The sequence below is a fragment of the Citrobacter sp. MGH104 genome (assembly GCF_001034485.1).
Classification (GTDB): Bacteria; Pseudomonadota; Gammaproteobacteria; order Enterobacterales; family Enterobacteriaceae; genus Citrobacter; species Citrobacter freundii.
On record NZ_KQ089818.1, the window covers coordinates 1,059,566 to 1,083,539 of the forward strand.

Genomic DNA, 23,974 nt, shown 5'->3' on the forward strand with positions numbered 1-23,974 from the left:
CTTAAATACCTTTACCAAAAGTATTACATTGTCCCGGATCGCCGCTATCAAAACCGCGTTTGAACCAGGTAAAACGCTGTTCAGAGGTTCCGTGAGTAAAGCTGTCCGGTACGACGCGTCCTTGCCCCTGCTGTTGCAGACGATCGTCACCAATGGCCTGTGCGGCGTTTAGTGCCTCTTCCAGGTCACCAGACTCCAGCACGCCCTGCTGCTGCATGCTGTGGCCCCAGACACCGGCAAAGCAGTCTGCCTGCAGTTCCATTCGAACGGAAAGACGGTTCACTTCTGCCTGTGAGGCATTTTGTTGCATCTGGCGAACTTTCGGTTCAATACCCAGCAGTTTCTGCACGTGGTGACCCACTTCATGGGCGATAACATAGCCCTGCGCAAAATCACCATCAGCGCCCAGCTTGTTTTTCATGTCATCATAGAATGAAAGGTCGATATATACCGTACCATCTGCCGGACAATAAAACGGCCCCATCACGGACTGGCCCGCGCCGCAGCCGGTGCGCGTCGCGCCCCGGTACATCACCAGCTTCGGCTGTTGGTAGGTGCGGCCCATTTTTTCAAACTGCTGTCCCCAGGTATCTTCTGTTGTAGCCAGAATCACCGAGGTAAATTTTGCCGCTTCATCATCGTTTGGGCTGATGGAGCGTGATGATTGTTGTTGGGAGACCGGCTGGCCGGTCATTAATCCGGTGAGATCCACGCCATAATAACCCGCCACCAGCACCACAATCAGCAGGATGATACCGCCTTTACCACTGGGCAGACGAAAACCAGGCCCCCCCATAGAGGGGCCGCCGCCAGAGCTGTTTCGTCTGTCTTCCACGTTGTCACTTTCACGACGCCCTTGCCAGCGCATAATCACCTCAACTTTTTATTCATTATGATGATGATCGTAGGCGGTTCGGAACAGGATTACCATAAGAAATAGTAATCAAATCAGGTGGGGTTAATGAGCCGGAGAGAGATCGCCGGCTCAGGGGAAGATTAGTCTAACTTCACACCCAGGCGATGCGCGACGGCTTCATAGGCTTCGATCAGGCCGCCCAGACTCTGGCGGAAGCGATCTTTGTCCATTTTATCCAGCGTTTCTTTGTCCCACAGGCGGCTACCGTCCGGTGAGAATTCATCACCCAGGACTACTTCACCTTTATACAAACCAAACTCAAGTTTGAAGTCGACCAGAATCAGACCAGCATCATCAAACATCTTTTTCAGCACGTCGTTAGCTTTGTAGGTCAGCTCTTTCATACGTGCCAGATTCTCTTTGCTCACCCAACCAAAAGTTTCGCAATAGGAATCGTTAATCATTGGATCGTGCATAGCATCGTTTTTCAGGAACAGATCAAACAGCGGCGGATTCAGTTCAATACCTTCCTCAACGCCTAAACGCTTAACCAGAGAGCCTGCTGCGCGGTTACGTACCACACATTCAACCGGTACCATATCCAGCTTTTTCACCAGACATTCGGTATCAGAAAGCAGTCGCTCCATCTGGGTAGGAATACCCGCTTCTTGCAGTTTAGTCATAATGAAATGGTTGAATTTGTTGTTCACCATGCCTTTACGGTCAAACTGTTCAATGCGCGCGCCATCCCCTGCTGACGTATCATTGCGGAATTCGAGCACCAACAGGTCCGGGTTTTCCGTGCTGTATACGGTCTTCGCTTTACCACGATACAACTCAGCTTGCTTTTGCATCTTTATTACTCCTGGGTGTGAATTAACGATAAATATTGCGTTTTTCTGCCGACGCACACGTTTGCGTATCATATCAGAAAAAAAGGGCTGGAGTTATCCAGCCCTTTATTTTTACTTACTGAACGCTGCCTGGAAGACAGCGACCAGCGCGTCGTTCTGGCTTTGCGTCAGGGTATGCCCCTTCGGATCGATAAACTGCAAGCTACTGCGGTTGTCTAAATCACCGACCTGCAGTTTATAGTCGCCGGATACCAGACCTGGGTCACTTGCGCCCAGCTCCTGCCAGCTGCTATCAGACAGAGGTTTGTAGGTCACCGCGATGCTACCCTGAGAACGGGTGCTGTCGGTTACCTTCATCCCCACTTTCTCAAGCGCTGCTGGCAAACGCTGCCACACCACGTTGAACGGCCCGCGTACCACCAGCATTGGTAAACCGGTGTCATCGGCTGCGCTCTGAACATCCATGGTGGCTGCAGAGCGGTTCTGCGCGGCATTCGCGGCGTCGGTGGCGTTCTTATCCAGACCAGCAGAGATAACGTTCATCATCTCAGCGCTGTAACGCTGCATTGATGCCGCATCGGCTACGGGTTTACCCGCCTGCTCGAGGTTAATCAGTTTCACCGTTACCGCTTGCTGATAGCCCTGCGGTTTAACCGAGATTTGATAACGTCCACGGTACTGCTCGTCTTCATCCAGACGGTTCCAGTCAACCCAGTCGGTGGTCAGCGTCTGGCTGGCATCATCACGTTTGGTGATCGTGTAGTTTTTAGACTGAATGACGCTCACGACCTGCGGCCACAGCGTGTTGCCACGACCATTTTCCACCAGCAACGTTGAGGTATCGCCTGCGATTTGCGTGCGAGCGCCAGTGACTAACGCTAACGGCTGAGCCGGTGGACGAATATCCAGCGCTTTACCCACGGCACCACTGCCGTTAGTTACCGGGATATTATAGTCGCCCGACATAACCGGCAAAATCATCCCAGCTGGAGCATGAAGCTCAGCAAGCGGTGCGGCCTCCAGATAGGATTCATCACCGCTCACCTGGCGCTTATAGCGCGAGTCAGAGCTACAGGCCGCGAGCAACATAACAAGCGAAACACCCGCAACCTTGGCCAGGCGCGACTTTTGTACTGAGTAAGCCATCAAATCTCCCTAAACTTTACAGCAAACCGGCATGCTTAAGTGCCGCTTTGACGATTTCACGAGCATTGTCCGTGATTGGCGTCATCGGCAGACGTAGCGTATCGGTCGCCACAAGTCCCAATTCCTTACACGCCCATTTCACGGGAATAGGATTGGGTTCGACAAATAGTTTGTTGTGTAACGGCATCAGACGCTGGTTAATCACCCGCGCCTCGGCAAATTGCCCGGCTGCCGCCAGTTTGCACATTTCAGCCATATCACGTGCCGCAACGTTAGACGTTACGGAAATCACGCCATGACCACCGAGCTGCATAAAATCCAGTCCGGTCGCGTCATCACCGCTGAGCAGAATAAAGTCGTCCGAAACCAGCTCTTTGATCTGGTGAACGCGACTTAAGTTCCCCGTGGCCTCTTTAATAGCGATAATATTTTTAACTTTCGCCAGACGACCAACGGTTTCCGGCAGCATATCGCAGCCAGTACGGGACGGCACATTATACAGAATTTGCGGCAGGTCAGTATGCTCAGCGATGGCTTTGAAATGCTGGAACAAACCTTCCTGGGTTGGGCGGTTGTAGTAAGGCGTCACCGTCAGGCAGCCAACAACACCGCTGTCGTTGAAACGCTGCGTCAGACTAATGGCTTCCGCGGTCGCATTGGCGCCGGTTCCGGCAATAACCGGAATACGCCCGTCAGCCAGCTCCAGCGTCATCATCACCACATCGCCATGTTCATCATGACTCAGGGTGGCGGACTCACCGGTGGTGCCAACAGAAACGATCGCCGAGGTGCCGCTGGCGACATGATAATCAATCAGTTTTTTCAGGCTCGACCGGCAGACTTTACCTTTCTCATCCATCGGCGTAACAAGCGCGACAATACTTCCCGTGAACATGGGCCATCCTCTGTGCAAACAAGTGTCTCAATGGTACGTTTGGTACGACAATAAAAGCAAGCGACCAGAGCCGTTCTGATTGTTGTATGCATGTTTTTTTTATGCTTTCCTTATGATTACCTCACCGCTCAAAGGAAGAACAGGTTTGACATCGTCATCGCAACACTATCTGGTCATTACTGCGCTGGGTGCCGACCGCCCAGGAATTGTGAACACCATCACACGTCATGTCAGCAGTTGCGGCTGTAATATCGAAGACAGCCGACTGGCCATGCTGGGTGATGAGTTCACGTTTATCATGTTGCTGTCGGGCACCTGGAATGCCATCACCCTGATTGAATCAACCTTGCCATTAAAAGGCGCAGAGCTGGATTTACTCATTGTGATGAAGCGCACGACCGCGCGCCCTCGTCCGGCGATGCCTGCTACGGTATGGGTGCAGGTCGATGTCCCTGATTCTCCCCATTTGATTGAACGCTTCACCGCACTGTTTGACAGCCACCAAATGAATATTGCGGAACTGGTTTCACGCACGCAACCGGCTGAGAATGGAAAGGCGGCGCAGTTGTTTATTCAAATTACCGCACATAGTCCTGCGTCACATGATTCGGCAAATATTGAAGATGCGTTTAAAGCACTCTGTACAGAACTCAATGCGCAAGGCAGTATTAACGTCGTCAATTACTCACAGCATGATGAACAGGATGGAGTTAAGTAATGAACCCACTGAAAGCCGGTGATATCGCACCGAAATTTAGCTTGCCGGATCAAGACGGAGAACAAGTAAATTTAACCGACTTCCAGGGACAGCGTGTTCTGGTTTATTTTTACCCGAAAGCCATGACACCCGGCTGTACCGTACAGGCCTGCGGCTTGCGCGATAACATGGATGAGTTAAAAAAAGCTGGTGTTGAGGTGCTGGGGATCAGCACCGACAAACCAGAGAAGCTTTCCCGATTCGCGGAGAAAGAAGTCCTGAATTTCACGCTCCTGTCCGATGAAGATCACCAGGTTTGCGAGCAGTTCGGCGTCTGGGGTGAGAAGTCATTTATGGGCAAAACCTACGATGGCATCCACCGCATCAGCTTCCTGATTGATGCCGAAGGCAAAATTGAGCACGTGTTCGATGACTTCAAAACCAGCAATCACCACGACGTGGTACTGAACTGGCTGAAAGAGAACGCCTGATTTACGTTTTGCTGGAAAAAGCCTGATGGCGCTTCGCTTATCAGGCCTACGCAGCTTATTAATATTGCGAAACTTGTAGGCCGGGTGAGGCGTAGCCGCCACCCGGCATAAACGTGAATCTGTACTTTTTCAGGCTGACATCCGCATAAACGTTTATTCAAACGTCCCTTTTACGCAGGCTTTCTTCTCTCTGACCACGGTTTTTCCCTTCGCCCAAAGGTGATTAACCTCCAACGCATCGTTAAGCACCAGAATGTCCGCATCGCATCCCACCGCCAGGCGCCCCTTATGTTCGAGCCCCAAAAATTCTGCGACCGTACGCGTCAGCGGACAGAGCGCCTGTTCCAGCGGTATGGCATGAACTTTCACCAACTGGCGCACCGTTTCAGCCAGTGATTCAAACCCCGCGACACCGATACCGATGAGATTACCTAACTCATCAAATTCCGGCTGGCTGCCGTTGCCATCCGAGCTAAGCGTAATGCGCGACAGTGGCACGTTCTGCCGCAGCGCCGTGGCGATAGCCGTGGCGGGGTCGACGGGCTCATCAATGCTGCTGGTAATGTCGATATAACCGCCTTTACGGGCATACTCCAGCGCCGCCTGGAACAACGGTTCCGCACGGTTAACGTGTGTCGGCAACAGTTTAGTAATCGGCACATCGCAGCAGTTGAGGATCTGGTACAACGGTTCCAGCATGCGCGGGCTATCGCCCATATGGAATACACTGATCCCCGGTTTGCGTCCTAACAATCCACCGACGCGCGACTGCGCTGCCATGTTTGCCAGCACCGAGGTATCTGGGGCTGAGGAACGATGGTCCGAAATCGCACATTTCACGCCAATGATTTTATCGATCAGCGCCACGTCACGATCGATGCTGCCGGTGATCGTCGGGGAAGGCAGAGAATACGCCCCAGTAAGCATCCATGCGCTGATGCCTTCAAACTCCAGCGCGCGGGTTTTTGCCAGCAGCGATTCCGGATGACGGGTAATGCCATCGGTACCCAGCAAACCCACCACCGAAGTTACACCAGCTTCAACCAGGCGTGACAAGCGCACTTCCGGCGTGCGGGTATGCGGCCCTGCTTCCCCGCCTCCGCCAATCAGATGGACGTGTTGATCGATAAATCCTGGGCACACAATCGCGCCGTCAAGATTGATACACTCGCAACCGGGAAAGTCTTCAGGAGAAATTGACGGGGCGATGGCAACAATTTTACTGCCGGAGACCAGTATATCCTGTCGCCCTAAATCTTCCGGTGCGTACACGTGTCCCTGCTGGAACAACGTCAAATTAAGAATTGAACAGTTCATAACCTTCCTTGTCAGGCAATTACCTGCATAACCCAAATAGAGAGCAGCGCATTAATGACGCATACCGCAATAATCAGCGGGTAGTAACGGGGATGGACCCCCGCAGTTCCCAGGCAGCGTCCCACATTTTGCACCGGATTGCCCATCAGGTAGATTGCCGGTAGCAATACAGTCGCATCATGTCCCGAAAGCGTACCAGCAACAACCAGACTGGCACAAACGCCGACGCCGCCTCCCATACTCATCACCGCCGCCAGCAGCACGGTGGCAGATTCCCCCGGTAGCCCCCACAACGCCATCACCGGTTCGCACACCCGCCCGACAATCTCGAGCAATCCCGTCACCTTCAGCGCCTGAATAATCACAAAAGCCATCACCACGTTAGGTAATAGGCTGGTTGTAGCAATTGTAAACCCGCGCCGCGCGCCATCGATAAACATATCCATGACGTTTTTACGTACCTGCGTTGTCATCTCAGACCTCCTGCTGCAGACGGCGATTTTCAAGCTGCGCGATCCACAAACGCAGCAGGTTCGCTCCCACAAATTTGAAGACAAGGATCACCGCCAGCGGCGTAATCACCGGAACGGTAACCACCGTAAACAGCGCAGCGCCAGAGGAAAAATAGTTGGTAATACACGCGCTGCCGCTGGTTTGCCAGCAGGCAAAAATGGCACGCTCCTGTTCAGTAATAATGCCCTCTTCCGCCATCTCTTTGGTCATCCCGGCCGCGGCATCGGTATTTTGCAAATTCGCAATCAGCGCCAGCGAACAAACTCCCGGAATACCGAGTAACGGGCGCAGGACCGGCGTCATCAGCTGTTGTGCCGCACGTAACCCCCCCAATCCTTCGGTGACGGAAATAATCCCGAGTGAAAGAATGACGGAAGGTGCCAGCTCAAGCGCGAATAAGAAGCCGTCTTTGGCTCCCATCCCTCCAGAGCCGCGAAAAGAGACCGCCGTATCGCCTGCGGCATTAATCTGCCCAAACGCGCCGTTGAGGACGGTGAAGTCAAAGACCCGCCACCATTCGGTACTTTTCGCAAACATGCCGGAAAAAAGGATAATCGTAATAAAAAAAGCGAGATAACCGCCCCATCCCACCTTTTGCTGCGTGTGTGTGTTGTGACCCATTTTGTTCTCCTGTTGGTCTTATTCCTTGCGTGACAGAAAGACATCACGCAGGTCAAGTTAAAGACAAATGCGGAGAAAAACGACAGCAGAAGAGATTATTCAGAAAGTGTGGATAGAGGTCAGACAAGTTCGGATCCGGCGACATGATATCGCCGGATCTTGCAGATTAGGGTTCGTCAACGACCTGACCATCCGGCCAGGCGTGCATTACCGCTTTGATTAACGTCGCCAGAGGGATCGCAAAGAATACGCCCCAGAATCCCCACAGACCGCCGAAAATCACCACGGAGAGAATAATCACCAGTGGATGCAGATTGACCGCCTCGGAGAACAGCACGGGAACCAGCAGATTGCCGTCCAGCGCCTGGATAATCAGGTACACGGCAAAACAGCTCCAGAACTCGGTGCCAAGCCCGAACTGAAACAGCGCCACGCCAACTACCGGAATCGTCACCACAAAAGCGCCGATATACGGGATCAGCACAGAGAACCCTACCAGCACCGCCAGCAGCAGCGAATAGTTGAGACCAAACAGCAGGAAGCCGAGCCAGGTCGCCACGCCGACCACCACCATTTCCAGCACCTTTCCGCGGATATAGTTGGTGATTTGCTGGTTCATCTCTTTCCACACCTGCCCCGCCAGCCCACGATTACGCGGCAGCACCCGGCGCACGGCGTTCAGCATCTGTCCTTTATCTTTGATCAGGAAGAACACCATCAACGGGACGAGAACCAGATAGACCGCCAGGGTCAGCAATCCAACCAGTGAGGCTAACGAATATTTCACCACCGAATCACCCATGGTGAGCATTCGTGAGCGCATATTTTCCGCCATCGCATCAATGATGCCCGCATCCATCAGCGCCGGATAACGCCGCGGCAAGGTGGCAGCAAAATCAGACAATTTATTAAGCATGCCAGGCATGTCGCGGATCAGATAGATCCCCTGCTGCCATGCAACGGGCATCACCACAAAGGCCATCAGCAGCAAAATACCGACAAACACCACCAGCACAATCGATGTCGCCCAACGCCGTGAACACCCAATATGTTCCAGCCGCACAGTCGGCCATTCAAGCAGGTACGCCAGCACTATGGCGACCAGTAGCGGCGCCAGAAGACCGCTAAAAAAGAACAGGATGCCAAAACCGGCAACCAGAATAATCAGCAGGGCGATGGCTTCGGGGTCGCTAAAGCGGCGACGATACCATTGCATCAACATTTCGAGCATAAAACCCTTCCATGAACCCAATAGCGGGATTGCGATCCCGAATTGTATCGAAATGTCACAAAAAAGACTTCGCTTTTTATGGCTGATTACGCAAAGTGAAAAGACATTTTTCCTGGGTGTTCATCGTCAGGTTTCGCAGTTACACTCCGTAAGCTTGCGGAGTGTGAACGATACTTCACAGCATTGGTCAAATGGCTATCTCAAAAAAGAATACAGGACAGAGGTTATGTTCAGGCAGTTGAAAAAAAACCTGGTTGCTACCCTCATTGCCGCACTGACTATCGGTCAGGTTGCGCCCGCATTTGCTGATACTGCGGACACCCTGCCTGATATGGGAACGTCGGCAGGCAGTACGCTTTCCATAGGACAGGAAATGCAGATGGGCGATTATTACGTACGCCAACTGCGCGGCAGTGCGCCATTAATTAATGATCCATTGCTCACCCAATACATTAATGCGCTGGGGATGCGTCTGGTCTCGCACGCCGACTCGGTAAAAACACCCTTCACATTCTTTTTGATCAACAACGATGAAATCAACGCCTTTGCTTTCTTTGGCGGCAACGTTGTCTTGCACTCCGCACTGTTCCGCTATTCCGACAACGAAAGCCAGTTAGCATCGGTCATGGCGCATGAAATCTCCCACGTCACTCAGCGCCACCTGGCGCGTGCAATGGAAGATCAGAAACGCAGTGCGCCGCTAACGTGGGTAGGTGCGCTAGGTTCAATTTTATTAGCGATGGCTAGCCCGCAGGCGGGTATGGCGGCGCTGACCGGTACGCTGGCGGGTACACGCCAGGGGATGATTAGCTTTACGCAACAAAATGAACAGGAAGCAGACCGCATCGGTATTCAGGTGCTGCAACGCTCGGGATTCGATCCCCAGGCCATGCCGACGTTCCTCGAAAAACTGCTCGATCAGGCCCGTTACTCTTCGCGTCCGCCGGAAATTTTGCTGACTCACCCCCTGCCTGAAAGCCGCCTGTCGGATGCCCGTAACCGCGCCAACCAAATGCGTCCGGTGGTCGTCCAGTCGTCAGAAGATTTTTATCTGGCTAAGGCACGAACCTTGGGCATGTACAACTCTGGTCGTAACCAGTTGACCGATGACCTGCTGAGTAACTGGTCGAAAGGCAACGTACGTGAGCAACGTGCGGCACAATATGGCCGGGCATTGCAGGCGATGGAAGCCAGCAAATATGACGAGGCGCGTAAAGCGCTGCAACCGCTGCTGGCTGCAGACGCGAACAATGCCTGGTATCTCGACCTGGCAACGGATATCGATCTCGGCCAGAAGAAAACCAGTGATGCCATTAACCGCCTGAAAAACGCCCGCGACCTGCGCACTAACCCGGTACTGCAGCTCAACCTGGCGAATGCGTATCTACAGGGCGGACAAGCCAAAGAGGCGGCAACCATCCTGAATCGCTATACGTTTAACCATAAGGACGACCCTAACGGCTGGGATCTGTTAGCGCAAACGGAAGCCAACCTGAACAACCGCGATCAGGAGCTGGCGGCGCGGGCGGAGGGATATGCCCTCGCTGGACGTCTGGATCAGGCGATTTCGATGCTCAGCAGCGCAAGCTCTCAGGTGAAACTGGGTAGCCAGCAGCAGGCCAGATACGATGCTCGTATCGACCAGCTACGCCAGCTGCAAGAGCGCTTTAAACCGTACACCAAGATGTAACAGGAAAGAAAAATGTCAGACGCGATTAAAATCTACCATAACCCACGCTGCTCCAAGAGCCGTGAAACGCTGGAATTACTGAAGTCCAATGGCGTGGACCCGGAAGTGGTGCTGTATCTGGAAACCCCGGCTGACGCCGCGACCCTGCGTGAACTTCTGCAGATGCTGGGTATGTCCAGCGCGCGTGAGCTGATGCGCCAGAAAGAGGATCTCTATAAATCGCTTAACCTGGCGGACAAAAATCTGAGTGAAGATGCGCTGATTCAGGCAATGGTGGAAAACCCAAAACTGATGGAGCGCCCGATCGTAGTTGCCAAAGGTCAGGCTCGAATTGGACGTCCGCCGGAGCAGGTACTGGAAATCGTCGGTTAACCGAAACCTGCCGCAGTTATTTGGCTGCGGCGCTTACAGCTTCAGAATTTCTTTTACGAACGGAATGGTCAGCTTACGCTGGGCGGTAATCGATGCGTGATCAAGCTGATCCAACGTCATAAACAGCGTACGCATTTCCCGATCCAGACGCTTAAGCAGAAAGCGGCCCACATCTTCCGGCAGTTCAAATCCGCGAAGTCTGGCGCGTAATTGCAACGCCTGCAGCTTATCTTCATCGGAAAGTGGTTGCAGCTTGTAGATTTGCCCCCAGTCCAGACGCGAAGCGAGATCCGGCAATCCCAGATTCAACTGTCTTGGTGGACGATCGCCGGTGATCAGCAGGCGTGTTTTCCCCGACTCCAGGATACGGTTGTAGAGATCAAAGATCGCCATTTCCCACAGCGAATCACCGGCCACACATTCGATGTTATCGATGCATACCAGCGATAAATGCTCCATCCCGTCGAGCACCTCGGGTACGAACCAGGTGCGTTTGTCGAGCGGCACGTAGCCTACCGCATCGCCGCGCGCGGACAGTTCCGCACAGGCTGCATGCAGCAAATGACTACGGCCAGCACCTTCACGCGACCAGAGATAAATATACCCGCTATGTTCCTGACGCAGCACGTTTTGCAGTGCAGCCAGTAAAGAGGAGTTATCCCCCGGCCAGAAACTTGCGAAAGTTTCGTCGTCAGGAAGATAAAGTGGCAAAGAGAGCTGTGCCGGTGTGTTCAGAGATACCTCAACCCAGGATTTCATAAAATCGCGTTGAGTTTAACACAGAAATGCGTCGCGATAGAACCGGGCAGCATCGCCGCCCGGTCAAAGGTTTACTGTTGCTCAGTGTCGGCATCTTTGGCGTCGAGCACCACTTCTTCTGGACGCAGCAGGCTGATAACTTTGAAAATCAGGCTCAGACAGACACCCACAATGGTCGCCAGCGCCATGCCTTTCAGCTCAGCAGCACCGATGTGAACTTTCGCGCCGCTGACGCCGATGATCAAAATGACCGAGGTCAGGATCAGGTTCTGTGCTTTGTTGTAGTCAACTTTTGACTCGATCAGCACGCGAATACCGGAAGCGCCAATCACGCCGTACAACAGCAGAGATACACCGCCCATGACCGGCAGTGGAATAATTTGGATCGCCGCAGCCAGTTTACCCACGCAGGAGAGCAGAATGGCGAAAATCGCCGCACCGCCAATAACCCAGGTACTGTAAACGCGGGTAATCGCCATGACGCCGATGTTTTCGCCGTACGTGGTGTTCGGCGTAGAACCGAAGAAGCCGGAGATCACCGTCGACAGGCCGTTAGCAAACATAGAACGATGCAGGCCAGGATCGCGAATCAAATCTTTTTTCACGATATTCGCCGTTACCACCAGGTGGCCGACGTGTTCAGCAATAACCACCAGCGCCGCAGGCAGAATGGTCAGAATAGCGACCCATTCAAAGCGCGGCGTATAGAACGTCGGCAGAGCAAACCAGTGAGCCTGCGCTATCGGCGTGGTGTCCACGACGCCCATCACGAAGGAGAGCGCGTACCCGGCCAGCACCCCAATCAAAATCGGGATAATCGCCATAAAGCCACGGAACAGCACGGAACCAAATACCGTCACAGCCAGCGTCACCATTGAGATGATGATGGTTGTTGAGTCTGGCGCTTGTCCTTCCGCAGGCAGCAATCCCGCCATACCCGCAGCGACACCCGCCAGCTCCAGACCGATAACGGCAACGATTGCGCCCATCGCCGCAGGCGGGAACATTACATCCAGCCAGCCAGTACCGGCTTTCTTAACGATGAACGAAACCAGGCAGAACAGGATGCCACACATAATGAAACCGCCCAGCGCCACTTCATACCCTAGCGGCAGCAGCAGCAGAACCGGGGAAATGAACGCAAAGCTTGAACCGAGGTAAGCCGGAATTTTACCTTTACAAATGAAGAGATACAGTAAAGTACCAATACCGTTAAACAGCAGAACGGTAGCTGGGTTGATATGAAACAGGACTGGCACCAGTACCGTTGCGCCAAACATGGCGAACAGGTGCTGTAAACTAAGCGGGATTGTCTGTAAAAGCGGCGGTCTTTCACTCACCCCGATAGCACGGCGCGTCATAGTGTTTTCCTCTGAGTGTTGTTTGTTATTAGCGATTGGGTTGTTTTATTCAAAAAAAAGCCGACTCTTAAAGTCGGCTTCTTTTCACTTATTCGTTTACTTGGTACCAAAAATCTTATCGCCGGCATCGCCGAGCCCCGGAATAATGTATCCGTGCTCGTTCAGTCCCTGATCGATGGAGGCAGTGTACAGCTCAACATCCGGGTGCGCTTTTTCCAGCGCCGCGATACCTTCCGGCGCTGCAACCAGCACCAGGACTTTAATGCTGCTGCAGCCTGCTTTTTTCAGCAGGTCGATGGTAGCGATAACGGAACCGCCGGTTGCCAGCATTGGGTCAACGATCAGCGCCATGCGCTCATCAATGTTAGAAACCAGCTTCTGGAAGTACGGAACCGGCTCCAGCGTCTCTTCATTACGGTACATACCAACCACGCTGATACGCGCGCTCGGAACGTTTTCCAGAACGCCTTCCATCATGCCCAGGCCCGCACGCAGGATTGGCACAACGGTGATTTTTTTACCTTTGATTTGGTCAACTTCAACCGGACCGTTCCAGCCTTCAATGGTCACCTTTTCGGTTTCCAGACCGGCGGTTGCTTCATAAGTCAGCAGGCTGCCAACTTCCGAGGCGAGTTCACGAAAGCGTTTAGTGCTGATGTCGTTTTCACGCATCAGTCCCAGCTTGTGTTTGACGAGTGGGTGTTTGACTTCCACGATCTTCATACTCTTCTCCTTTCCTCAGACGAGTGGCAACCACAAAAAAAATCGCCGGATTATACCGCTTTTCGTCTCTGGCGCAACACTGCATACGCTTGATATGGATCAACCAAAATCGTTTGCGTCTGGATGATGAGTATAAAACAACCCCCACAATAAGTGCGGGGGTTGTTATCAATACTATGAATTTTATAGATTTTCAGCATTACTCTGGATGACGTTTTGATACCATGAAAAAGATTTCTTCGGCGAGCGTGCTAATGTCCCACTCCCGTCATTATTTTTATCAACATAGATAAAGCCGTAGCGTTTTTTCATCTCCCCCGTCCCGGCCGAGACTAAATCAATACAGCCCCACGGGGTATAACCCATCAGATCCACGCCATCTTCCACCACCGCTTTTTTCATTTCGCGGATATGTGCGGCCATATAGTCAATACGATAGGAATCATCCACCGAGCCGTCGGCCTGCTGCACGTCAATCGCCCCAAAGCCGTTTTCAACAATAAACAGCGGCAACTGATAATGATCCCAAAACCAGTTCAGCGAATAGCGCAGACCGACGGGATCAATCTGCCAGCCCCAGTCCGACTTCTGCACGTACGGGTTAGAAACCAGGCTTTTCGACTCGTCGTAATCCAGTTGTGGGTTGTCCGCCGTTGCCTGGGTCGCGAAAGACATATAATAGCTAAAGCCGATGTAATCAACGCAGCCCTCGGTCAGCGCCTGACGGTCTTCCTCGGTGATATCCAGTTCAAAGCCACGACGGGTAAAGTAATTGAGAAGATGCTGCGGGTATTTGCCGCGCACATGGACGTCAGTAAACCAGTAACGCCGGTGCATAGCGTTCATCGCCATCATCATGTCGTTCGGCGCACAGGTCAGCGGATAAATTGGGCACATCGCAATCATGCAGCCAATTTGCAGCGCCGGGTTAATTTCACGCGCGAGCTTCACCGCCAGCGCGCTTGCCACCAGCTCGTAGTGCGCCGCCTGGTACATGACCGGCTCGCGGTCTTCACCAGGCAGATATTTCAGGCCAGAGTTAGTAAAGGGCGCGAAGTCTTCGTGATAATTTGCCTGATTGTTAATCTCATTAAACGTCATCCAGTACTTCACTTTGTGCTGGTAACGAGTGAAAACCACCCGGGCAAAACGGACAAAAAAGTCGATAAGATTACGGTTGCGCCAGCCGCCGTACTCCGTCACCAGATGGTAGGGCATCTCGAAGTGCGACAACGTAATCACCGGTTCAATGCCATATTTCAGACATTCGTCGAACAGATCATCATAGAACTGCAGGCCAGCTTCATTGGGTTGCGCTTCATCACCTAAAGGGAAAATCCGCGTCCAGGCAATAGAAGTGCGAAAACATTTAAACCCCATTTCGGCAAACAGCTTGATGTCGTCTTTATAGCGATGATAAAAATCGATGGCATCGTGGTTAGGGTAGTTTTTACCGGCAATCACACCGTCAGTAATTTCACGCGCCACGCCATGCGCCCCCGCCGTCATGACATCGGCAACGCTAATTCCTTTACCGCCCTCCTGCCAGCCACCTTCCAGTTGATGAGCGGCGACAGCGCCACCCCACATGAAATCTGCTTTAAATCCTGACATCCCCTTCCCCTATCGTGATGACTCTGCGCAAAACACTCCAAATGAGGCCCGCAACAAAAAACAGAAACCGGTTTCAGTACGATACTGTGCATTCGGCTGGTAGGTTTCAAGCACAAGACTGTACCCGGTTTCATTTTCGTGGCGCAGTTCAAACAAATAGATAAATGATTGTAAAATGCTGAAAAAACCAGCAGATAAAACTTGATGCAGAGCAGGCTCGCAAACGTTTGCTTTCCCTGTTAGAATTGCGCCGAATTTAACTTTTACTGCAAGTAAACATGTGGGGAAGCAGGCAGTGACCGATAAAACCTCTCTTAGCTACAAAGATGCCGGTGTTGATATTGATGCAGGTAATGCTCTGGTTGATCGAATCAAAGGCGTAGTAAAGAAAACGCGTCGTCCGGAAGTTATGGGTGGTCTGGGTGGCTTCGGTGCGCTGTGCGCATTGCCGCAAAAATATCGTGAACCGGTACTGGTTTCCGGCACTGATGGCGTTGGTACAAAACTGCGTCTGGCGATGGATCTGAAACGCCACGACACTATCGGCATTGACCTCGTCGCAATGTGCGTCAACGACCTCGTGGTTCAGGGCGCTGAGCCGCTGTTCTTCCTCGACTACTATGCAACCGGCAAACTGGATGTGGACACCGCAGCCAGCGTCATTAACGGGATTGCCGAAGGCTGCCTGCAGTCTGGCTGTGCGCTGGTCGGTGGGGAAACAGCTGAAATGCCGGGGATGTACCACGGCGAAGATTACGACGTGGCAGGTTTCTGTGTTGGCGTCGTCGAGAAATCAGAGATTATCGACGGTTCTAAAGTGGCTGACGGCGACGTACTGATTGCGCTCGGCTCCAGCGGTCCACACTCTAACGGTTACTCTCTGGTGCGTAAAATCGTTGAAGTCAGCGGTTGTGACCCGGAAACCACCGAGCTTGAAGGCAAGTCGCTGGCCGATCACTTGCTGGCTCCGACCCGCATTTACGTAAAATCCATTCTGGAACTGATCGAGAAGGTTGATGTGCACGCCATTGCCCACCTGACCGGCGGCGGCTTCTGGGAAAATATTCCACGCGTTCTGCCAGACAACACGCAGGCCGTGATCGACGAGTCTTCCTGGCAGTGGCCAGCCGTCTTCAACTGGCTGCAAACGGCGGGTAACGTCAGCCAGCATGAGATGTATCGCACCTTTAACTGCGGCGTAGGTATGGTTATCGCCCTGCCAGCTCCGGAAGTGGACAAAGCCCTGACTTTGCTCAATGAGAAAGGTGAAAACGCATGGAAAATCGGTATCATCAAAGCTTCTGATTCCGAACAGCGTGTGGTCATTGAATGAAAAACATTATGGTGCTCATTTCCGGTAACGGAAGCAATTTGCAGGCGATAATAGACGCCTGCGAACAGAAAAAAATCAATGGCACCATACGTGCAGTATTCAGTAACAAGGCCGATGCGTTCGGCCTTGAACGCGCACGCGAAGCGAATATTCCAGCGTACTCGCTGGAAGCCGCCCAGTTTGCCAGTCGCGAAGCCTTCGACCGCCAACTGATACAAGAAATTGACGCCTGGGCGCCGGATGTCGTGGTGCTGGCCGGTTATATGCGCATTCTCAGCCCGGCGTTTGTCGCGCACTATTCTGAACGATTGCTGAATATCCACCCGTCTTTATTGCCAAAGTATCCCGGCCTGCATACGCACCGCCAGGTACTGGAAAACGGCGATGAAGAGCATGGTACCTCCGTCCACTTCGTCACTGATGAACTGGACGGCGGACCCGTTATTCTTCAGGCCAAAGTTCCGGTATTTGAAGGCGACAGCGAAGATGATGTCACGGCACGGGTTCAGGCTCAGGAACATACCATTTACCCACTGGTGGTAAGCTGGTTTATTGATGGTCGCCTGAAGATGCGTGATAACGCTGCATGGCTGGATGGCGTTCGTCTGCCGCCGCAAGGCTACGCCGCCGACGAATAATAAAATTCAACCTGTAAGCCGCATGTCACCATCCGGCTTACAGGCATAACTACCTTTTCCGGTTAATACCACCGGTATTCATCTACGCTCCCCCTTTCTCTTTGCTATCAGACGGTTTATTGTCATATTTTTCTGGCACAGTTGGACATCTGAGAGCAATGCTCGCCATAATAAATCGGTAGTGTCCCGTGAATGAAACGGAGTAAAAGTGGTAATGGGTCAGGAAAAGCTATACATCGAGAAAGAACTCAGTTGGTTAGCGTTCAACGAACGCGTACTCCAGGAAGCTGCTGATAAGTCAAACCCGTTGATCGAACGGATGCGTTTCTTAGGCATCTATTCCAATAACCTCGACGAGTTTTATAAGGTTCGTTTTGCCGAACTGAAGCGCCGAATCATTATTAGCGAAGAACAGGGTTCAAACTCTCACTCCCGCCATCTGTTAGGCAAAATCCAGGCCCGCGTATTAAAAGCCGATCAGGAATTTGACGGTCTGTACAACGAGTTGCTGCTGGAGATGGCGCGCAATCAGATTTTCTTAATCAACGAACGTCAGCTATCGGCCAATCAGCAGAGCTGGTTGCGTCATTACTTCAAGCAATATCTTCGCCAGCACATCACGCCGATCCTGATTAACCGCGAGACGGATTTAGTCCAGTTTTTGAAAGATGACTACACCTATCTGGCGGTAGAGATTATCCGCGGCGATACAATCCGCTACGCGCTGCTGGAAATCCCTTCCGACAAGGTTCCCCGTTTTGTGAATTTGCCGCCGGAAACCCCGCGGCGTCGCAAACCGATGATCCTGCTGGACAACATCTTACGCTACTGCCTGGACGATATTTTCAAAGGGTTCTTTGATTACGACGCACTTAACGCCTATTCGATGAAAATGACCCGTGACGCCGAATACGATTTGGTGCACGAGATGGAATCGAGCCTGATGGAGCTGATGTCCTCCAGCCTGAAACAGCGTCTGACCGCAGAGCCTGTACGCTTTGTCTATCAGCGCGACATGCCCAATGCGTTGGTCGAGGTGCTACGTGAAAAACTGACGATTTCTCGCTACGACTCAATTGTTCCCGGCGGGCGTTACCATAACTTCAAAGACTTTATTAACTTCCCCAACGTTGGCAAAGCCAACCTGGTGAATAAACCGCTGCCGCGTCTGCGCCACATCTGGTTCGACAATGAGAAATTCCGTAACGGATTTGATGCAATCCGCGAGCGCGATGTGCTGCTGTATTACCCGTACCACACCTTTGAGCACGTTCTTGAACTGTTGCGCCAGGCGTCTTTCGACCCGAGCGTACTGGCAATAAAGATCAACATCTACCGTGTGGCGAAAGACTCGCGCATCATCGACGCGATGATCCATGCCGCGCATAACAGTAAAAAAGTCACCGTGGTAGTGGAATTACAGGCGCGCTTTGATGAAGAAGCCAACATTCATTGGGCCAAGCGTTTGACCGAAGCGGGCGTTCACGTCATCTTCTCCGCGCCGGGTCTGAAAATTCACGCCAAACTGTTCCTTATCTCGCGTAAAGAAGGTGATGAAGTCGTGCGCTATGCTCATATCGGGACGGGCAACTTCAACGAAAAAACGGCGCGGCTGTACACCGACTACTCGTTGCTTACCGCTGATTCACGCATCACCAACGAGGTTCGTCGGGTGTTCAACTTCATCGAAAACCCGTATCGTCCGGTGACGTTCGATTATCTGCTGGTTTCTCCGCAGAACTCACGCCGTCTGCTGTACGCGATGATCGACAAAGAGATCGCCAATGCGCAGCAAGGCCAGCCTTCCGGTATCACGCTAAAACTGAACAACCTGGTCGATAAAGGTCTGGTTGATCGTCTCTATGCAGCCTCAAGCTCAGGCGTACCGGTTAATTTGTTGATTCGCGGTATGTGCTCTCTGATCCCGAACCTGGAAGGCATTAGCGACAATATTCGTGTTATCAGCATCGTTGATCGCTACCTTGAACACGACCGGGTTTATATTTTCGAAAACGGTGGCGATAAGCAGGTATACCTCTCCTCTGCAGACTGGATGACCCGCAATATCGACTATCGTATCGAGGTCGCCACTCCGCTGCTGGACCCGCGCCTTAAGCAGCGCGTGCTGGATATTATCGATATCCTGTTCAGCGACACGGTGAAGGCTCGCTTCATCGATAAAGAACTCAGTAATCGCTACGTACCACGCGGAAACCGCCGTAAAGTTCAGTCACAATTGGCGATTTACGACTACATCAAATCACTCGAGCAACCTGACTAACGCTATGCCAATACACGACAAGACTCCACGACCGCAGGAATTTGCTGCGGTCGACCTTGGTTCAAACAGTTTCCATATGGTCATTGCCCGCGTGGTTGATGGCGCAATGCAGATTATCGGGCGGCTGAAACAGCGCGTTCATCTGGCGGATGGTCTCGGCGAAGATAACAAGCTGAGCGAAGAGGCAATGGAACGCGGATTAAGCTGCCTGTCGCTGTTCGCCGAACGCCTGCAGGGCTTTCCCCCGTCAAGCGTATGCATCGTGGGAACCCATACTTTGCGTCAGGCGCTGAATGCGACCGATTTTCTCAAGCGAGCGGAAAAAGTCATCCCCTACCCGATTGAGATTATCTCCGGTAACGAAGAAGCCCGACTGATTTTTATGGGCGTGGAGCATACTCAGCCGGAAAAAGGCCGCAAGCTGGTTATCGATATCGGCGGTGGCTCAACAGAACTGGTGATCGGCGAAGATTTCGAACCCAAGCTGGTCGAAAGCCGCCGTATGGGCTGCGTCAGTTTTGCCCAGATGTATTTCCCGGGCGGTGTTATCAGCCGGGAAAACTTCCAGCGTGCCCGCATGGCGGCAGCGCAAAAGCTTGAAACCTTAACGTGGCAGTTTCGCATTCAGGGCTGGAACGTCGCAATGGGCGCGTCAGGCACGATTAAAGCGGCACACGAAGTGCTGCTGGAGATGGGTGAAAAAGACGGTTTTATCACCCCCGAACGCCTGGACAAACTGACATCTGAAGTGCTGAAGCATGCGTCATTTGATGCGCTCAGCTTGCCGGGATTGTCAGAAGAACGAAAAGCAGTGTTTGTACCCGGACTCGCGATTCTGTGCGGCGTTTTTGACGCGTTGGCTATCCGCGAACTTCGCCTTTCTGATGGCGCACTACGCGAAGGCGTACTGTACGAGATGGAAGGACGTTTTCGCCACCAGGACGTTCGCAGCCGTACCGCCAGCAGTCTGGCGAACCAGTACAACATTGACAGTGAACAGGCCCGGCGCGTACTGGAAACAACGATGCAAATGTACGACCAGTGGCATACGCAACAGCCCAAACTGGCCAATCCTCAACTGGAAGCATTACTGCGCTGGGCAGCGATGCTGCATGAGGTTGGGCTGAACATCAACCACAGCGGCTTACATCGCCACTCTGCTTATATCTTACAAAACAGCGATTTACCGGGGTTTAATCAGGAGCAACAACTGATGATGGCAACATTAGTTCGTTATCATCGCAAAGCGGTGAAACTGGATGATTTGCCCCGCTTTACACTGTTCAAGAAAAAACAGTTTCTGCCATTAATTCAACTGTTACGCCTCGGCGTGCTGCTGAATAATCAGCGTCAGGCGACCACCACGCCGCCAACCCTGACTCTGATAACCGACGACAACCACTGGACCTTACGTTTCCCGCATGACTGGTTTAGCCAAAATGCGCTGGTGCTGCTCGATCTGGAAAAAGAGCAGCAATACTGGGAGGGCGTAACCGGCTGGCGTCTCAAAATTGAAGAAGAAACCTCACCCGATATCGCCGCATAAACTCAGAACAGGTGCCAGCGCGTCTGGTGCCTGTTCTTCCAGCGTTTCATGCAATGGCTGTGGTTTGCCAATCAAGTACCCCTGCATGTAGTCAATCCCCAGCGAAATTACCGCACTGCGTATTTCTTCACTTTCGACGTACTCCGCAACCACCAGCATTCTTTTCATCCGAGCCAGATGGCAAATAGAGGCCACGATCTGGTAGTCGAGGCTATTCGAAACGATACTGCGAATAAAGCTGCCATCAATTTTCAGGATATCGGCACTCACATTCTTCAGCCGCGCATAGCTGGCGTAACCCGTACCAAAATCATCAATCGCAATCTGACAGCCCAGTGATTGCAGCTGCAGTAACGTTGCCTGTGCCTGTTCCGCATTGGTTAAGGCGTTGCTTTCCGTGACTTCAAAAATCAACTGCCACGCTTCAACCTTATACTTAACCAGTAGCTGCTTGATGTCATGCGGAAGTCGGGCGCGACATATCGACGTGGGTGACAAGTTAATGGCAAACCGACGGGCGGGCATTTTTTCCCGATTCTGTGCCATAAACTTCAGCGTATTTTCAATCACCCACATATCGATGCTGGACGACAAGCCAAACTCATGTGCAATCGGCAAGAAGCAATCAGGCGGGATGGTTTCACCGTCATCTCCCTCAAGGCGCAGCAGGATTTCATGATAAACGTCGCCGCGTACGCCAAAAATCGGCTGCGCCATCAGGAAAAAGCGATTGTGCTCCAGCGCCAGCTGTAGACGATTCATCATCGCAACCTTATCTTTCAGGTCACGTTGCAAGTGCATGACGCCTCGGCGCTGCAAGTTCTCTGGTGAATTGGTCGCCAGAGAAAGCTCGGCAATGGTGCTTAACTCTCCCAGTAACAGATAGATATGGTTAACAGGAGAACGGACATAGCAAAAACTGATCCCCACCTGCGGCTGTAATGGCATGCCATCCCAAATAAAACGGAACTGCTTGATATGCCTGTCCAGGGCTTCAATGCGCTCCTGATACGACTCAGTGTTAAAACGCAAAACTAAGTCATTACCCGATAACTGATAGACATGCTCATCCTGTGCCAACAGTGGCGTTATCCACTGTGAGAGTTTTTGCTTGTACTGGATACGCAGCATAATGCCGTAATTTTTTACCAGTAGCTCCATGCCCGGAACACGCAAAAAGCAGAGCACTGACCATGGCGTTTTTTTCAAATCCCGGTTCAATGCGCGCAAATTTGGCAGATGCACCATCGGATCAAAGAATGCCAGACGATGGTTGCGCCGGGTAACAAAGCGTTGGCGCGTTGCCAGTACGGCAATGAAGTTCACGATGAAGGAGAAAACAAGATAACTCGATGAGGTAATGGCAAGCTGGGTATCGTAGCCTGAATACCAGGGCATATAGCGCTGGTAATAATGAATTGCGGTAATAAGTACGACAGACCATATCAGTGAAATAAATCTGTAACCGTAACGCATTGCTCCCCAGAGCATGACAGGTAGCAACAACGACAGAGTATAATTTGTGCTGAATATTGAGCTTTGTTCATTTAACGGCATACACAGCAATGCCATAAGTACAGCCAATATAATCAGCCAGACCGCAACCTCAGTTTTGGTAACTTTGGTATCAAACTGCTGCTTTAATTGAGAAAAATAGCCTCTGACATGCAAAGGGTTGCGGATCGTGCGAATAATAAAGTAGCACAAAGGAACCCCAATCAGATTCCCGACCAGCATAGCCTGATAGTTGATCAACGTGCCAGTATTAAAGGGCATAACCCCCACCATGCCGGATTTACTCTCATAAACACCCACAAACGCGGCAAACTGGAAGAGGATCAGAAACAGCGTCGCCGGGCAGAAGACCTGCCAAAACATGCGCTGAAACATCAGGTGGGAGTCACCGTGAGACACGTTGTTCCGCCGGGGTGCAAATACTTTATACCCTCCCCAACTCAGCACTATCGTTACAATAAAGTGCGAAATTATTGAGAGCGTTTCAAATAACCCAACCTGCGGATATTTGTAGCAGATAATGGAAATGATAATTCCCGGCAATGCCGCCCAGCCAAAAAATAGCATCAGGCTAATCATCAACGCCAAAGGCATGTAGAAAAGAATTACGGTCCCAGTACTAATATGGGCATAGGTATTGGCAGTGCTCAATATAGGCAACAGCAAAGATGGTATGATGAGAGGTAACGCCCACCATCTATCTCTCATACAAATATAATTTTTATTGAGTTTCATAGATGCTCAGTAGAATCCCGCACATCCTGCAGGGGGTATTCAGACAGGCATCCCACCTGACTCTAAAATGATGAAGTTAAATACATTACTATGTCTCATCAATTTTAGTTATCAGTAAAGGGTGACGTTTGATATATATCAAAAAAAAAGCCCCTCATTAATCAATTATTACTATTTTCATCGTTTCTTATCGTTAATTCATTATTAATGCAAATAATAATATTAATTTTCATAACATATGAGGATAAAACAACTGAAGCAATTTTACATAACGAAAAATTGACCATTGCCTCACAGTATGCCTTAATGTGAGTATCGCCCTCAGTTGGGTACACTACAAGGAACCTTTTGTGAGCCAGGTTACCAGCCTACGCAAACGACACCGATTTAATAGTCGCATGATCCGGATCGTACTGCTTATCAGCTTTCTCTTCTTCTTCGGACGCTTCGTCTACTCCGCTATAGGTGCGTGGCACCACCACCAGAACAAAAAAGACTCTCAGCAGATCACCCAGCCGCAACAGGCATCTCCTGCTCAAACCGACGCGCGCTGATCGCTCGCGCCTGTAATATCTCAGCATTAAGATTCCTTACCGGATGGCTAATCGCCTGACATTTAACCATCCGGTAAGGGATTTGAGTGATGAAAAAATACGTTGCCTTACCCACCACAAGCACGGAGTTATCCGATAACAGACCGTGTTTTTCGCACAAATTCACAATCTTTTAATCTCACTTCACTGCACCATTCGCGCTCATTTTTACGTTCCGATTTACTGGGTATAA

At 51.7% G+C, this 23,974-nt stretch carries 22 protein-coding genes; 9 read left to right on the plus strand and 13 right to left on the minus strand.

Annotated elements, in window-relative coordinates:
* Position 1: 1 nt before the first annotated feature.
* The 4 genes from ypfJ to dapA form a co-directional block, all read right to left on the minus strand.
* Positions 2-868 (minus strand): KPN_02809 family neutral zinc metallopeptidase, encoded by an 867-nt coding sequence (ypfJ, locus tag SK34_RS05010; RefSeq protein WP_003037967.1) that lies wholly within the window; start codon positions 866-868, stop codon positions 2-4.
* 128 nt (positions 869-996) lie between these two features.
* The gene (purC, locus tag SK34_RS05015; RefSeq protein ID WP_003037964.1) at positions 997-1,710 is read right to left on the minus strand and encodes a phosphoribosylaminoimidazolesuccinocarboxamide synthase; all 714 of its coding nucleotides are present in this window, start codon (positions 1,708-1,710) and stop codon (positions 997-999) included.
* A gap of 111 nt (positions 1,711-1,821) precedes the next feature.
* The gene (gene bamC, locus SK34_RS05020; RefSeq protein WP_003037961.1) at positions 1,822-2,856 is read right to left on the minus strand and encodes an outer membrane protein assembly factor BamC; all 1,035 of its coding nucleotides are present in this window, start codon (positions 2,854-2,856) and stop codon (positions 1,822-1,824) included.
* 16 nt (positions 2,857-2,872) lie between these two features.
* Complete coding sequence (gene dapA / locus SK34_RS05025) at positions 2,873-3,751, minus strand: 4-hydroxy-tetrahydrodipicolinate synthase (protein ID WP_003037957.1); 879 nt, start codon at positions 3,749-3,751, stop codon at positions 2,873-2,875.
* A 145-nt stretch (positions 3,752-3,896) separates the two neighbouring features.
* Between dapA and SK34_RS05030 the strand changes: the two genes are divergently transcribed.
* Together SK34_RS05030 and bcp are read left to right on the plus strand one after the other, a co-directional pair.
* Positions 3,897-4,469, plus strand: coding sequence for a glycine cleavage system transcriptional repressor (locus SK34_RS05030; RefSeq protein WP_003037954.1), 573 nt, complete (start codon positions 3,897-3,899; stop codon positions 4,467-4,469).
* Positions 4,469-4,939, plus strand: coding sequence for a thioredoxin-dependent thiol peroxidase (gene bcp / locus SK34_RS05035; RefSeq protein ID WP_003037951.1), 471 nt, complete (start codon positions 4,469-4,471; stop codon positions 4,937-4,939). The genes SK34_RS05030 and bcp overlap by 1 nt, the downstream gene beginning before the upstream one ends.
* Before the next feature lie 153 nt (positions 4,940-5,092).
* Here bcp and iadA read toward each other — a convergent pair whose 3' ends face one another.
* The 4 genes from iadA to SK34_RS05055 form a co-directional block, all read right to left on the minus strand.
* Complete coding sequence (gene iadA / locus SK34_RS05040) at positions 5,093-6,256, minus strand: beta-aspartyl-peptidase (protein WP_003037949.1); 1,164 nt, start codon at positions 6,254-6,256, stop codon at positions 5,093-5,095.
* Positions 6,257-6,267: 11 nt separating this feature from the next.
* The gene (locus SK34_RS05045) at positions 6,268-6,729 is read right to left on the minus strand and encodes a YjiG family protein (protein ID WP_003037948.1); all 462 of its coding nucleotides are present in this window, start codon (positions 6,727-6,729) and stop codon (positions 6,268-6,270) included.
* A gap of 1 nt (position 6,730) precedes the next feature.
* Positions 6,731-7,390 (minus strand): nucleoside recognition domain-containing protein, encoded by a 660-nt coding sequence (locus SK34_RS05050; protein WP_003847228.1) that lies wholly within the window; start codon positions 7,388-7,390, stop codon positions 6,731-6,733.
* Between the two features lie 166 nt (positions 7,391-7,556).
* Complete coding sequence (locus SK34_RS05055) at positions 7,557-8,621, minus strand: AI-2E family transporter (protein ID WP_003037941.1); 1,065 nt, start codon at positions 8,619-8,621, stop codon at positions 7,557-7,559.
* A 226-nt stretch (positions 8,622-8,847) separates the two neighbouring features.
* On the opposite strand from SK34_RS05055, the gene bepA reads away from it, so the two are divergent.
* Entirely contained in the window at positions 8,848-10,311 is a 1,464-nt protein-coding gene (gene bepA, locus SK34_RS05060) for a beta-barrel assembly-enhancing protease (RefSeq protein ID WP_003037939.1), read from the plus strand.
* A gap of 12 nt (positions 10,312-10,323) precedes the next feature.
* A complete protein-coding gene (gene arsC / locus SK34_RS05065) occupies positions 10,324-10,683 on the plus strand; it encodes an arsenate reductase (glutaredoxin) (protein WP_003037937.1) in 360 nt (119 codons plus the stop codon).
* Positions 10,684-10,716: 33 nt separating this feature from the next.
* Here arsC and SK34_RS05070 read toward each other — a convergent pair whose 3' ends face one another.
* The 4 genes from SK34_RS05070 to SK34_RS05085 form a co-directional block, all read right to left on the minus strand.
* Positions 10,717-11,418, minus strand: coding sequence for a DnaA inactivator Hda (locus SK34_RS05070; protein WP_211924219.1), 702 nt, complete (start codon positions 11,416-11,418; stop codon positions 10,717-10,719).
* 95 nt (positions 11,419-11,513) lie between these two features.
* Complete coding sequence (uraA, locus tag SK34_RS05075; RefSeq protein WP_003037932.1) at positions 11,514-12,803, minus strand: uracil permease; 1,290 nt, start codon at positions 12,801-12,803, stop codon at positions 11,514-11,516.
* Between the two features lie 96 nt (positions 12,804-12,899).
* Positions 12,900-13,526, minus strand: a complete 627-nt coding sequence (gene upp, locus SK34_RS05080; protein ID WP_003037929.1) for a uracil phosphoribosyltransferase — start codon at positions 13,524-13,526, stop codon at positions 12,900-12,902.
* A gap of 183 nt (positions 13,527-13,709) precedes the next feature.
* Complete coding sequence (locus SK34_RS05085; protein WP_048232505.1) at positions 13,710-15,140, minus strand: 6-phospho-beta-glucosidase; 1,431 nt, start codon at positions 15,138-15,140, stop codon at positions 13,710-13,712.
* A 295-nt stretch (positions 15,141-15,435) separates the two neighbouring features.
* Between SK34_RS05085 and purM the strand changes: the two genes are divergently transcribed.
* The 4 genes from purM (at position 15,436) to ppx (ending at position 20,938) form a co-directional block, all read left to right on the plus strand.
* Positions 15,436-16,473, plus strand: a complete 1,038-nt coding sequence (purM, locus tag SK34_RS05090; RefSeq protein WP_048233767.1) for a phosphoribosylformylglycinamidine cyclo-ligase — start codon at positions 15,436-15,438, stop codon at positions 16,471-16,473.
* Complete coding sequence (purN, locus tag SK34_RS05095; RefSeq protein ID WP_048232507.1) at positions 16,470-17,111, plus strand: phosphoribosylglycinamide formyltransferase; 642 nt, start codon at positions 16,470-16,472, stop codon at positions 17,109-17,111. The genes purM and purN overlap by 4 nt, the downstream gene beginning before the upstream one ends.
* A gap of 214 nt (positions 17,112-17,325) precedes the next feature.
* Positions 17,326-19,392, plus strand: a complete 2,067-nt coding sequence (gene ppk1 / locus SK34_RS05100) for a polyphosphate kinase 1 (protein WP_003037917.1) — start codon at positions 17,326-17,328, stop codon at positions 19,390-19,392.
* 4 nt (positions 19,393-19,396) lie between these two features.
* Positions 19,397-20,938 carry an exopolyphosphatase gene (ppx, locus tag SK34_RS05105; protein ID WP_003037914.1) on the plus strand — a complete coding sequence of 514 codons (1,542 nt, stop codon included), beginning with the start codon at positions 19,397-19,399 and terminating at the stop codon, positions 20,936-20,938.
* On the opposite strand, the gene SK34_RS05110 is transcribed toward ppx, so the two are convergent.
* Positions 20,918-23,188 carry a bifunctional diguanylate cyclase/phosphodiesterase gene (locus SK34_RS05110; RefSeq protein ID WP_044714606.1) on the minus strand — a complete coding sequence of 757 codons (2,271 nt, stop codon included), beginning with the start codon at positions 23,186-23,188 and terminating at the stop codon, positions 20,918-20,920. The two genes, ppx and SK34_RS05110, sit on opposite strands and share 21 nt — an antisense overlap.
* A 350-nt stretch (positions 23,189-23,538) precedes the next feature.
* Here SK34_RS05110 and SK34_RS23455 point away from each other — a divergent pair, with 350 nt between their 5' ends.
* Entirely contained in the window at positions 23,539-23,742 is a 204-nt protein-coding gene (locus SK34_RS23455; protein ID WP_049002457.1) for a YfgG family protein, read from the plus strand.
* Positions 23,743-23,974: the final 232 nt, after the last annotated feature.

Bases quoted from the DNA above. Each gene is read 5' to 3' on its own strand.
- ppk1 (WP_003037917.1), top strand. From the start codon at position 17,326: ATGGGTCAGGAAAAGCTATACATCGAGAAAGAACTCAGTTGGTTAGCG.
- uraA (WP_003037932.1), bottom strand. From the start codon at position 12,803: ATGACGCGCCGTGCTATCGGGGTGAGTGAAAGACCGCCGCTTTTACAG.
- bamC (WP_003037961.1), bottom strand. From the start codon at position 2,856: ATGGCTTACTCAGTACAAAAGTCGCGCCTGGCCAAGGTTGCGGGTGTT.
- SK34_RS05085 (WP_048232505.1), bottom strand. From the start codon at position 15,140: ATGTCAGGATTTAAAGCAGATTTCATGTGGGGTGGCGCTGTCGCCGCT.
- bepA (WP_003037939.1), top strand. From the start codon at position 8,848: ATGTTCAGGCAGTTGAAAAAAAACCTGGTTGCTACCCTCATTGCCGCA.
- SK34_RS05050 (WP_003847228.1), bottom strand. From the start codon at position 7,390: ATGGGTCACAACACACACACGCAGCAAAAGGTGGGATGGGGCGGTTAT.
- purC (WP_003037964.1), bottom strand. From the start codon at position 1,710: ATGCAAAAGCAAGCTGAGTTGTATCGTGGTAAAGCGAAGACCGTATAC.
- dapA (WP_003037957.1), bottom strand. From the start codon at position 3,751: ATGTTCACGGGAAGTATTGTCGCGCTTGTTACGCCGATGGATGAGAAA.
- SK34_RS05110 (WP_044714606.1), bottom strand. From the start codon at position 23,188: ATGAAACTCAATAAAAATTATATTTGTATGAGAGATAGATGGTGGGCG.
- bcp (WP_003037951.1), top strand. From the start codon at position 4,469: ATGAACCCACTGAAAGCCGGTGATATCGCACCGAAATTTAGCTTGCCG.
- purN (WP_048232507.1), top strand. From the start codon at position 16,470: ATGAAAAACATTATGGTGCTCATTTCCGGTAACGGAAGCAATTTGCAG.
- ppx (WP_003037914.1), top strand. From the start codon at position 19,397: ATGCCAATACACGACAAGACTCCACGACCGCAGGAATTTGCTGCGGTC.
- upp (WP_003037929.1), bottom strand. From the start codon at position 13,526: ATGAAGATCGTGGAAGTCAAACACCCACTCGTCAAACACAAGCTGGGA.
- arsC (WP_003037937.1), top strand. From the start codon at position 10,324: ATGTCAGACGCGATTAAAATCTACCATAACCCACGCTGCTCCAAGAGC.
- SK34_RS05055 (WP_003037941.1), bottom strand. From the start codon at position 8,621: ATGCTCGAAATGTTGATGCAATGGTATCGTCGCCGCTTTAGCGACCCC.
- SK34_RS05045 (WP_003037948.1), bottom strand. From the start codon at position 6,729: ATGACAACGCAGGTACGTAAAAACGTCATGGATATGTTTATCGATGGC.
- iadA (WP_003037949.1), bottom strand. From the start codon at position 6,256: ATGAACTGTTCAATTCTTAATTTGACGTTGTTCCAGCAGGGACACGTG.
- ypfJ (WP_003037967.1), bottom strand. From the start codon at position 868: ATGCGCTGGCAAGGGCGTCGTGAAAGTGACAACGTGGAAGACAGACGA.